Origin of the sequence: Novosphingobium sp., from assembly GCF_036733805.1 — a bacterium.
GTDB lineage: Bacteria > Pseudomonadota > Alphaproteobacteria > Sphingomonadales > Sphingomonadaceae > Novosphingobium.
Window position 1 is genome coordinate 1 of the sequence record NZ_DAIMZT010000010.1, and the last position, 11,233, is coordinate 11,233.

The following is an 11,233-nucleotide window of genomic DNA, read 5'->3' on the forward strand; positions in this document are numbered from 1 at the left end:
ATCGCGGACCATATCCGCTCCACTTCGTCGATAAGCATGCCAGGGGGCGTTGCTTGCTCCCAAAAGGGCGAGTCGGTCTCCGCAAGGGGCCGGTAACTCCTGAGCAATCGCCCGAAATCGTCCTGCGCGGGGTCACGACCGGTTCGATGAGCGAAGAAGAATTGGTCCGGCGCCTCGCCCCTTTTTACCATGCTGTGTTCGGCGGCTTGAATCAGCGCGGTATCCGCTTCCAGACCTTGTGGCTCGATACCCAGCCGCCACGTGAACCGGCGAGCCATCGCCTGCTGGTAAAGCGGTCCGAAGCGGTCGAGCGCGGCAATCAGAGGTTCGGTGTCAGCCAACAGGCGCAGCGCGACGGCAAGCTGCCCGCAGTTCCAAAGCAGCGCCTCGGGCTGACGGCCAAAGGCGTAAAGCCCGGCATGATCGAAATAAGCGGCGGTGAAGCGCGGGTCCCACTGCGGCAGCCAGCGCCAGGGGCCATAGTCGAAGCTTTCGCCGGAGATATTCATGTTGTCGGTATTGAGCACGCCGTGGACGAAGCCGGCGACCATCCAGCTCGCTGCAAGGTCCGCCAGGCGTTCCACGACCTGGTGCAGCAAGATCACCGCCGGCTCTTCGCGTCTTGGGGCGTCGACAGGCGGCTCGTTGCCGGGATAGGTCTCCAGACAATAGCTGACGAGCGTTTCCATATGTTCTTTCTCGTCACGCGCAAGCAGGCGTTGAAAGGTGCCGATCCGGATGTGCCCGTGGCTCAGACGCACCAGCACGGCCGAGCGCGTGGGGGAGGGTTCGTCGCCACGCCAAAGCGCTTCGCCGGTTTCAATGACGGAAAAGGTCTTGCTGGTGTTCACGCCTAGCGCTTCCAGCATCTCAGTCGCCAGGATTTCCCGCACTGCGCCTTTCAGCGTCAGTCGCCCATCGCCGTCGCGGCTGTAGGGCGTGCGACCCGATCCCTTGGTGCCGAGATCGAGCAGGCGACCATCCGCATCGCGCATCTGCGCGAAAAGAAAGCCGCGCCCGTCACCGATATCCGGGTTGTAGACGCGGAACTGATGCCCGTGATAGCGAAGCGCCAATGGCTGCGGCAGATTTTTGGGCAATGGCTCGAACCGGCCGAAATGCGCGATCCATTTATCATCGGGCAAATCGGCCAGGCCGACCGTGGGAGCCCAGCGGTCGTTGCGGAAGCGCAGCTCGTGCTTAGGGAACGTGGCGGCGGGCACGGGATCGCCGATCCAGTCGGCAATCGCTTCGATGCGTGGATCGGGCCGATAGGCACTTGCTTGCGGTTCGCTTCGCATCAGGCGATAGTGGGGACCGCTTGCCCGTCGATCAAGCCGGGTTCTCAGGAGGTGGCCGCTTCGGCATGACGAATTTCGAGGATCGGTTCTGGTCGAGCCGCGATGGACTCAAGTTGCATTTTCGCGATTATCCCGGACCTGCGCAATTGGAGCAGGGTGCTCTGCCACCCATCCTGTGCATGCACGGATTGACCCGCAATGCGCGCGATTTCGAAGCCCTGGCCCCCCGCCTTGCGAGCCGGCGGCGCGTGTTATGCCCCGATTTACGCGGGCGGGGAGACAGTGAGTACGCCAGGGACGGAGCCACTTACGCTACACCTCAATATTGCGAGGACATTCTCGCCCTGCTCGAACAGGAGGGGATAGACCGTTTCGTGGCCATCGGCACTTCGCTTGGCGGCTTGATGACGATGGGCCTCGCCACGGTGATTCCCGAACGAATAGCCGGCGCGGTTATCAATGACGCGGGCCCCAATCTGGAATCCGCCGGCCTCGCCAGGATCAAGGAGTATGTCGGGCAAGGGCGCAGTTATCCCACATGGGTCCACGCAGCGCGCGGCATCGAGGAAATGCAGGCCGTGGCCTATCCGGGGCAATCGCTCGATTTCTGGATCAGCATGGCCAAGCGAATCATGACGCTTACCAGCAATGGCCGTATCGTTTTCGACTATGATATGAAAATCGCCGAGCCGTTTCTGGAGTTCGATGTTGACGATCAACCTGATCTCTGGCCCGCGTGGGAGGCTTTGGCGGGGCGGCCAGTGCTGATCCTCCGCGGCGCGCTGTCCGATCTGCTTTCAGAAGCGACGCTGGCAAAGATGGTTCGCCGCGTGCCAGGTGCCCAGGCAGTGACGCTTGAGAATGTGGGCCATGCTCCAACTCTCGATGAGCCGACGTCAGTGGCGGCGATCGAACAACTTTTGGCGCGCGCGAACTGAGCGACATCCCTTTGCGCATCCTGCACCTTCATTCGAGCTTTTCGGCCGGCGGCAAGGAACTGCGCGCGGCACGGCTGATGAATGCCTTCGGTCCGGCAGTGGAGCATGCGATCGTTTCGGCTCAGCCGGGCGCGCTGAGTGCTTCGGTGGCGATAGGCCCGGAATTGACGGTCGCCTATCCCGAAGATTTCCCGAGTCTACAGGGCAGGCCCGATCCCATGCGGCTGCTTCGCCTGGCGCGCGCCATGCGCGGTTTCGATCTGATCCTGACATATAACTGGGGGGCGATGGACGCGGTGTTGGCGCATCGCCTGTACGGAGGATGGCTTCGCCTTGGGCCGCTCGTCCATCACGAGGACGGTTTCAACGAGGATGAGGCGCATGGGCTCAAGCCTGTGCGAAACCTGTTCCGGCGCATCGCTCTGGGAAAGGCGTCGGCCGTGGTGGTCCCCTCGCGGCGCCTTGAGGCGATCGCGCTGAAGACGTGGCGTCAGCCACGGCCGGTGGTGCGGCTGGTGACCAACGGCATCGATGTCGGTGCCCATGGTCGCGCTCCCACCCCGGATGCGGTGCCGGGACTGGTCAAAGGTCAAGGCGAGAAATGGGTGGGCACGCTGGCGGGGTTACGCGCGGTCAAGAACCTGCCGCGATTGGTGCGGGTCTTTGCATCGCTGCCCCAGGACTGGCGGCTGGTGATAGTGGGGGAGGGCCCGGAACGAACCGCAATAGAGACGCAGGCAGCCGCGTGCGGCATCGCGCACCGGGTCCACCTGCCGGGCTTTGTCCCCGATCCTTCTCGGGTCGTCGGCCTGTTCGATATCTTCGCGCTCTCTTCTGACAGCGAACAGTTTCCGATCTCTGTGGTGGAGGCGATGGCGGCGGGGCTTCCGGTCGTTTCGCCCCAGGTCGGCGATGTGGCGGAGATGGTATCGGTGGATAACCGGCCACTTATTACACCCGCAGGCGATGAGGCGGCGTTGGCGGGATCGCTCGCGGCGCTAGCGGCGGATGAGGCGATGCGGCGCGGCGTGGGGGCGGCCAATCGCGCCCTTGCACGGGCGAATTACGATGAAAATACAATGATCGGCGCTTATCGCGAAGCTTACGCTCATGCCTTGGGGATTGGTAGCTTCCCCTGACCCGATGCCATTCAGCCGTGCTTAACGCCGGGACGTGCAGCGATCATCCCCGTTGAAAACCCCCGCTCATGCGCTAAACAGCGCCGCAACCATTCCTATGACCGTGGAAAGTGCCCGAATTGGCTCTGCCTCCTGACAAGAACCCGCCTTCCCGAGACAAGCACGCGGCGCAGCTTGCCGCGCAGCAGGACGTGTTCTTGCGCGAAGTGGATGACGCCCTGCGCCAGGATCAGGTGGAGGGCTTCATGAAGAACTACGGCAAGCCCGTGCTGGCCGTGGTCGCCGCCGGTCTGGTCGCGTTGGGAGGTTGGCTTTATTGGGATCACCTGCAAACTAAACGGCTTGAGGAAAATTCCGAGGCTTTCGTGCAAGCGCTTGACAGCTTGCAGGGCAATAATCTGAATGACGCCAAGTCAAAGCTGACCCCGCTCGCCGCTAAAGGTTCGAACGCCAACGCCACTTCCGCCCGGCTGCTGCTCGCCGCGATCGGGCTTGAGCAGGATCGCAAGGCGGATGCGCTTAAGCTCTACCGGCAGGTTGCGAGTGATGAGAAGGCGCCTCAGCCCTTGCGCGATCTGGCGCTTGTGCGCGCGGTTACGGCGGATTTCGACGCCATGAAGCCGCAAGAGGTGATTGACCGCCTGAAACCTCTTTCCGCGCCAGGCAATCCCTGGTTCGGCGTGGCCGGCGAGATGGTCGGCATGGCTTATCTCAAGCTGGGTAGGGCCGACCAGGCCGGCCCGCTGTTCGCTGCTATTGCGAAGGATGAAGGCATCAATGACGGTCTGCGCAGCCGCGCGCGTCAGTTGGCCGCGGTGCTTGGCGTCGATGCCGTCAGCGATGTGGTCGACGACAAGGGTGAAGCGATCGACAAGCCCAAGCTGGGTGGAGCGACCGAGGCTGGTGGGCAATGACAATGTTTGGTGAGGGTGTGCGCATGAAGGCAACCATATCGAAAACGCGGCGGCCGACCGTGCGTGCGCGCAAGCTCGTTCCACTGGCCGCTCTTGCGCTGGTGGCTGGCCTGTCGGGCTGCAAGACGCTGGGTGGCAAGGGACATCACGCGAAGACACCCACGGTGGGTGAACGCGTGCCGATTCTCTCGCGCATCGAAAGCGGCGCCAAGGTCGATCCTACGCTGGCCACCGTGTCGGTCATTCTACCACCGGCAGAGGTCAATCCCGATTGGGCACAGGCCGGTGGAACGGCCAACAAGTCTTATGGGCATCTTGCGCTGGCCGATAATCCCGCGCGCGCATGGACAGCGCAGATCGCCGGTTCTTCAAATCGTCAGCGCCTTGCCGCCGCGCCCGTAATCGGTGATGGCCGCCTATACGTCATGGATACCGACGGAACGGTCCACGCCTTCGACGCGAAGTCGGGCGCGCGCTTGTGGACAAAAAGCTTCGCCGTAAAGGGTGACGGGTCCAAAGCCATCTTCGGCGGCGGCGTCAGCTATGACAGTGGCCACGTCTATGTCACGACCGGTCTTGGCGAAGTGGCTGCGCTGGACGCAGCGACAGGCAACCAGAACTGGACCAAGAAGCCCGCGGGCCCGCTGCGGGGTGCACCGACGATCGCCTTCAATTCAGTCTACGTGATGACGCAGGACAACCAGATCTTCGCGCTCAACGCGGCGGACGGCAACCTAGTCTGGAACGAATCCGGTTCGCTTACGCAAGCCGGGGTATTCGGCGTCGCTGCTCCGGCCGCCGGGCAAGGCACTGTGATCGCCGGTTATTCTTCAGGCGAATTAGTCGCCTACCGTTATGAGAACGGCCGCCAGCTATGGTCCGATGCGCTGGCGCGCACCTCAATCTCCACCGAGGTCGGCAGCTTGACTGACGTGGATGCCGATCCGATCATCGATCGCGGAAACGTTTATGCGCTCGGTCAGGGGGGGCGCATGGCGGCATACGAACTGGTGAGCGGGCAACGCATCTGGGAATTGAACCTTGCGGGCATTTCCACGCCGGCCGTGGTGGGCGACTGGGTATTCACGCTTGATGACCACGCCGAAGTCCTGGCAATCGCGCGCTCGACGGGCCGCGTCCGCTGGTTGACTCAGATGGCTCGTTACAAGAACGAAAAGAAGCGCAAGGAGCCGATCTTCTGGGTGGGGCCGGTGCTGGCAGGCAACAAGCTGTGGGTGGCAAACTCGCGGGGGGAATTGGGCACTGTCGATCCTTCGACTGGAGCCTATGCGGCCTTCACTGAATTGAAGGCGGGCGTTTCGCTGGCCCCGGTCGTGGCCAACCAGATGCTTTACGTTCTAGACAATTCCGGCAGGATTACCGCGTTACGGTAAAGGAACGCGGAGCGGGGCTGCTTGCTATTTCATAGCCTTTAACCATTTGCGGCTAGTTCACCGGGCATGAGCAATGCCCGGACCACCGCCAGCAGACCTCCGGCCAGCGATGTCTCGGCGGGCGTCGGCCTGTCCGGGCTTGCGGCGCTCGTCATATGGCTGATGGTTTGCCGCAATTGGGCCGGCTTGGCGGATGCCCTCTCTCTGCCGGGACCACGTGCTCCCCTCAGCGGGCCTTACGCTGCCGTCGCTACGCTGTTCGTCACTGGCGCGGCCATGGGGTGCTGGTCAGTTCTGGTCGACAAAGTGCATCGACGCGCTTCGACCGGGATCGAGTGGAGCAATCCACGCCCGTTGGCGAAGACCGTCGACAACTCCATTACCAAGATCGCCGGACTCTGGGCGACCTGGGCGGCGATCGGCTTTTATTACTGTATCGCGCGCTGGTATTGGGACGGCCAGTATCGCTTTGCGATGGAGATCATCGGCGCGGCCGCCTTGCCGGTGTTCTTGTTATCGATCCCCTACGTGCTCTGGCTCGACCGCTATCTAAAAGACCCGCACGACCACGCCTGGCATTTTGGCGCCATGCTGATCGGGCGTGAGGCGTGGGATGCCGGCGAAGTGAAGAAGCACTGGCGCGCCTGGGGCATTAAGGCGTTTTTTGGCGCGTTCATGATTTCCATTCTTCCTCCCGGCTTCGCGCATGTGGTGCAAACCGACTTCAGCCAGATTGCGAACAATCCGGTCGCGCTGGGTTCCATCCTGATCGAAGCGCTGTTCCTGATCGACGTGCAGATCGGCACCGTAGGCTACCTGCTGACGCTGCGGCCGCTCGATGCGCATATCCGCAGCGGCAATCCTCTGCTTGGCGGCTGGGTGGCCGCGCTGCTTTGCTATCCGCCTTTCGTCTGGGGCACGATGGGGCGAGCCGATGTATTGGGGTATGAGGTGCATACCGGCGGGTGGGCTTACTGGATGCAAGGGCATACGCTCTTGCTCTGGTGCTGGGCCGCGTTGATGGTGTTTCTGACCGCGATCTATGCCTGGGCGACATTCGCTTTCGGCATGCGTTTCTCCAACCTTACCTATCGCGGCGTGCTCACCAACGGACCGTACCGCTTCACGCGCCACCCGGCCTATCTCTCCAAGAACCTGTTCTGGTGGACTTCCACTTTGCCTTTCCTGGTGACCAATGGGTCATTGACGGATGCGGTGCGCAATACGGTCCTGCTCGGCATCGTGAGCGCCATTTATTATTGGCGTGCAAAGACGGAGGAGGCTCATCTCCTTGCCGAGGACCAGAAATACCGCGAATACCATGCATGGATGGCCGAGAACGCGTTGATTACGCGCACGTTCTCGCGCATCGCGACGCGGCTTCAGCTCTGCAATCCGCAATTGCAAGCGGCGGAGTAACTCAGAAGGTCTTTACCTCATAAACACGGGAAATATCGCCGCCCCATTCGCCGTGGTAAAGATCCAGCAGGCGCTCGGCGGGCACTTTCCCGCTGGCGACGATCTCCGCAAGCGGTTCCAGATAGCCCGTCTCGTTATCGCCGCCCGCATTCAACTGTCCGCGCGCGGCCAATCCCGAACGCGAGATGTCCAGCACTTCGCTCGCGATATCGCGCAATATGCCGCCGCCCGGAAGGGGCGCATCCAGTCCCAGCTTGGGCACTGACGCGCGCAGCGTTTCGCGCCCCTCCATGTCCCAGTGCTTCACCAAGTCCCACGCCGCATCCAGCGCCCCCTGATCGTAGAGCAGGCCCACCCAGAACGCTGGCAGGGCGCATATGCGGCTCCACGGGCCGCCATCGGCACCGCGCATTTCCAGAAACGACTTCAATCGTACTTCGGGAAAGGCGGTGGAAAGATGATCCTGCCAGTCGCTCAAGCGGGGCCGTTCCCCCGGCAGGGCCGGTAATTCGCCCTTGAGGAAATCGCGGAACGACTGCCCGGCCGCGTCGATATATTTCCCGTCGCGGAAGACGAAGTACATCGGCACGTCCAGCATATACCGGACATAGCGTTCGTAGCCGAAACCGTCCTCGAAGACGAAAGGCAGCATGCCGGTGCGAGCCGGATCCGTATCCGACCAGATGTGGCTGCGGTAGGAAAGATAACCGTTGGGCTTGCCTTCAGTGAACGGCGAGTTGGCGAACAGAGCGGTCGCCAAAGGCTGGAGAGCCAGGCTGACGCGAAACTTCTGCGCCATGTCCGCTTCGCTGGAATAATCCAGATTGACCTGGACCGTACATGTGCGCAGCATCATGTCCAGGCCCATCGACCCGACCCGAGGCATATGCCGCAGCATGATCGCATAGCGGCCCTTCGGCATGATCGGCAGCGCTTCGCGGGTCTTGTCCGGCCACATGCCAAGGCCCAGATAGCTCTTGCCGATGCGATCGCCGATGATCTTCACTTGCGCAAGGTGCCGGCCGGTTTCGGCGCACGTCTGATGCAAGTTTTCGAGCGGGGCGCCGGACAATTCGAGCTGGCCTGCGGGTTCCAGGCTGACGGTGCCATCCGCGCCCTTCATGGCGATTACGTTGCCGCCCTCGACAATCGGTTCCCAATCGAACTCGGTCAGGGCCATCAGCAGATCGCGAATGCCGCCGGCTTCGTGGTAGGAAGGGGCGTGCCGATCCGCCGTATCGTACACGAACTTTTCGTGTTCGGTGCCGATCCGCCACGCCTCGCGCGGTTTCTCACCGGCAGCCATCGGCGCGGCGAGTTGTTCCAGATTTTCGATCACCGGATCTTCGTGATCCGAAATCTCACGGGTGCTCATGCGCGGGGAGGTAGTGGCCCAAGGGGACGGACGCCAGTGTTATTTGTGTGTAACAATCAATTTCAGATGAGGCGCCAATCGCCGGAGAGGGCCATCCAGGCAGCGGTGGCGGCGATCGCGGCTGTTTCACCCCTCAGAATACGAGGGCCGAGGGAAATCGGCTTCGCTTGCGGGCAGGCGCGGACGGCCGCGCGCTCCTCGTTATCAAAGCCACCTTCCGGACCGATCAGCAGCGCGGCCGGCCCATGGCATGCCGAAAACGCGGCGGCGGCCGGTTCCCCGCCTTGTTCGTCGGCGAAGAACAATGTCCGGTTCTCAGGCCATTCGCGCAGCAAGGCGTCAAGCTTTGTCAGCGACGCCAATTCGGGCAGGGCGGTGCGGGCACATTGTTCGGCCGCCTCAATAATAATGATTTGCGCGCGCTCTGGGTTAAGTCTGTCCGCGACGCAGCGCCGCGTCACCAAGGGCTGGATGCGCCGCACGCCGAGTTCCGTTCCCTTTTCGAGCACCAAGTCGAAGTTGGGCTTCTTGAGCAGCGCCGCGCAAAGCCAGAAATCGGGAACCTCCTCGCGCACCCGAAGACGCTCGCGAGGTTCAACCGCCACGTCCCGCTTTCCTGCGGAAACGACGACTGCAGCCCATTCGCCCGTGATGTCATCGCACAGAACCACCGCGTCGCCGGGCCCGAGTCGCATCACTTTCAGGAGGTAATGAGCCTGCCCTGCTTCCAGGGAGACAAGTGAATTTGCGGCGAGCGGGCCGGGAACGAACAGCCGAGGGGCGGAACGCGGGGGCCAGGCCGGTGTTGCTGCCATTTTTGAGTTCCAGTCGGGCTTGGCCTTTATGGCCTGCTTGTCATTTGGGCCATGCGGCCTGGCGCGCGATCCCGCAAGTCTCGGATCGTTCATGACATGCGGCGCGCGATCGATTAGGGCTCCATGCGTGACGGAGTCCCCATCTTTTTCGGATCATTCGGTCCCTGATACCGAGCATCGAAGCCTCATTTCGCTTCTGCCGGCTTGGGCTCGCCCTTATGCCATGCTCGCCCGTTTCGATCGGCCGATCGGTTGGTGGCTCCTGTTCTGGCCGGGCGCCTGGGGCGTATTGCTTGCGGGCGGACAGGATCGTTGGGGACTGATACTCTGGCTGTTGCTGGGATCGATCACGATGCGGGGGGGCGGCTGTGTTTATAATGACATCGTCGACGCCGATCTCGACCGCAAGGTAGCGCGCACCGCGGCCCGCCCGGTGGCGAGCGGGCGGGTCAGCGTGCAGGCAGCATGGATATGGTTGCTTTCGCTGTGCATGGTCGGCCTAGTCGTTCTGCTGCAACTGCGTTGGCAGGCGCAGCTTGTGGCTTTGGGCAGCCTGGGGATGGTGGCCGCCTATCCCTTCATGAAACGAATTACCTGGTGGCCGCAGGCATGGTTGGGGCTCATCTTTACTTGGGCTGCGCCAGTGGGCTGGATTGAAATTCGCGTTGATCGATTGGACGCGATGCTGGCGCTCTACGCTGGGTCGATCGCTTGGTGCATTGGCTATGACACCATTTATGCGTTGCAGGACCGGGAGGATGACGCTTTGGTCGGCATCCGCTCTTCCGCGCTCCGCCTGGGCAAGCACGTGCGTTTGGGAGTCTGCGCATTCTACGTAGCGGCGGTGACGTTGTGGGCGCTGGCATTCTGGATAATGCGGCCGGATTGGGTGGCGCTCGTGGCGCTCGCTCCGGTAGCAGCGCACCTTGGTTTCCAGGTCTTGACGCTCGATCTCGACGACGGCGGCAACGCGCTTGCCCGGTTCCGCTCGAACCGGGACGCGGGCCTAATCATGGCGCTTGCGTGCTGGGTCGTAGGGAACGCGGGCGTGATCTGACAATCCGGGCACAGGCCGAAGATCCGGCAGGCTCACTCGTAGCTTACGATCTCGAACTCAATTCCGTCCCAGTCGAAGAAATAGAAGCGCCGGCCGGGAGGGTAGTCGGCATGATTGAACGGCTGAAGCCCCGCTGCGCTGACCACGCGTTCCGCCGCGTCGAGATCGTCGACAAGCAATCCCACGTGATTGAGCGGCGTCCCCTTGGGAAAGCGTTCGTGCGTTTGGTGATCGGTGTAGACGGTAGACGGCGATGTAACTAAACTCCTCCCCCACGTGAATGGTTTCTCCGCCGTTTAGCGCGGGACCCCGCCAGCGCTCTTCCCATCCCAGCAAGTCCTGCAGCAACCTGGACGTGCGTTCGATGTCGCTCACAGTGATATTGGCATGTTCGAGGCGGCCCTTGGCCATATCTGCATCTCCTTGACGTCGCCGTGAATCGGCTTCTTGGCGAAGGTGCAATCTCAAGTTAACTTGAGATCAAGGTCTATTTTTCGGAAATTCAATGATCGAAGATCGCTTCATTTCCATCGGTGACCTCGCTCGCCGCACTGGCGCGGCGGTTTCGGCAATCCGCTTTTACGAGGAGAAGGGGTTGCTGACGTCGCTGCGGACGCGTGGCAATCAGCGGCGCTTCCTGCGCTCGGACATCCGCCGGGTCAGCTTTATCCTGATCGCTCAGAAATTGGGCCTGGCACTCGCGGAAATCGAACGTGAGCTTTCGGCATTGCCGCAGGGCCGCACGCCGACACTCGGCGACTGGGAGCGGATCAGCCGTTCGATGCGAGATTCGATTGACGAGAAGATCGCCTTGCTCGAACTTACGCGTCGGAAACTCGACGAATGCATAGGCTGCGGTTGCCTGAGCTTGGCGAAATGCC

At 62.1% G+C, this 11,233-nt stretch carries 11 protein-coding genes; 7 read left to right on the top strand and 4 right to left on the bottom strand.

All coding sequences use genetic code 11. The features are described 5' to 3' along the window. Positions 1–1,301, bottom strand: a 1,301-nt coding sequence (locus V7D69_RS04220) for a protein adenylyltransferase SelO family protein (RefSeq protein ID WP_333605143.1), incomplete at its 3' end; no start/stop codon positions are given. A gap of 65 nt (positions 1,302–1,366) precedes the next feature. On the opposite strand from V7D69_RS04220, the gene V7D69_RS04225 reads away from it, so the two are divergent. From V7D69_RS04225 to V7D69_RS04245, 5 genes are all read left to right on the top strand, one after another. After that, on the top strand, positions 1,367–2,239 hold the full coding sequence (locus V7D69_RS04225; RefSeq protein WP_324060875.1) for an alpha/beta fold hydrolase: 873 nt from the start codon (positions 1,367–1,369) through the stop codon (positions 2,237–2,239). 11 nt (positions 2,240–2,250) lie between these two features. After that, positions 2,251–3,378: a glycosyltransferase gene (locus V7D69_RS04230; RefSeq protein ID WP_324060877.1), complete on the top strand. Its 1,128-nt coding sequence runs from the start codon at positions 2,251–2,253 to the stop codon at positions 3,376–3,378. Between the two features lie 119 nt (positions 3,379–3,497). Then, positions 3,498–4,292, top strand: a complete 795-nt coding sequence (locus V7D69_RS04235; protein ID WP_324060879.1) for a tetratricopeptide repeat protein — start codon at positions 3,498–3,500, stop codon at positions 4,290–4,292. Positions 4,293–4,315: 23 nt separating this feature from the next. Then, positions 4,316–5,686 (top strand): outer membrane protein assembly factor BamB family protein, encoded by a 1,371-nt coding sequence (locus tag V7D69_RS04240; protein ID WP_333605144.1) that lies wholly within the window; start codon positions 4,316–4,318, stop codon positions 5,684–5,686. Positions 5,687–5,752: 66 nt separating this feature from the next. Beyond that, positions 5,753–7,105, top strand: a complete 1,353-nt coding sequence (locus V7D69_RS04245; protein WP_333605145.1) for a methyltransferase family protein — start codon at positions 5,753–5,755, stop codon at positions 7,103–7,105. A 1-nt stretch (position 7,106) separates the two neighbouring features. Here the strand turns inward: V7D69_RS04245 and V7D69_RS04250 are convergent, their stop codons facing one another. Then, positions 7,107–8,480: a glutamate--cysteine ligase gene (locus V7D69_RS04250; RefSeq protein WP_324063964.1), complete on the bottom strand. Its 1,374-nt coding sequence runs from the start codon at positions 8,478–8,480 to the stop codon at positions 7,107–7,109. Positions 8,481–8,542: 62 nt separating this feature from the next. Then, positions 8,543–9,295, bottom strand: coding sequence for a 16S rRNA (uracil(1498)-N(3))-methyltransferase (locus tag V7D69_RS04255; protein WP_333605146.1), 753 nt, complete (start codon positions 9,293–9,295; stop codon positions 8,543–8,545). Positions 9,296–9,422: 127 nt separating this feature from the next. Here V7D69_RS04255 and ubiA point away from each other — a divergent pair, with 127 nt between their 5' ends. After that, a complete protein-coding gene (gene ubiA / locus V7D69_RS04260) occupies positions 9,423–10,352 on the top strand; it encodes a 4-hydroxybenzoate octaprenyltransferase (RefSeq protein WP_324061020.1) in 930 nt (309 codons plus the stop codon). Between the two features lie 32 nt (positions 10,353–10,384). Here ubiA and V7D69_RS04265 read toward each other — a convergent pair whose 3' ends face one another. Further along, entirely contained in the window at positions 10,385–10,537 is a 153-nt protein-coding gene (locus V7D69_RS04265; RefSeq protein WP_324061019.1) for a hypothetical protein, read from the bottom strand. A gap of 320 nt (positions 10,538–10,857) precedes the next feature. Between V7D69_RS04265 and soxR the strand changes: the two genes are divergently transcribed. Then, a partial coding sequence (soxR, locus tag V7D69_RS04270) for a redox-sensitive transcriptional activator SoxR (protein ID WP_333605147.1) occupies positions 10,858–11,233 on the top strand: 376 nt, incomplete at its 3' end.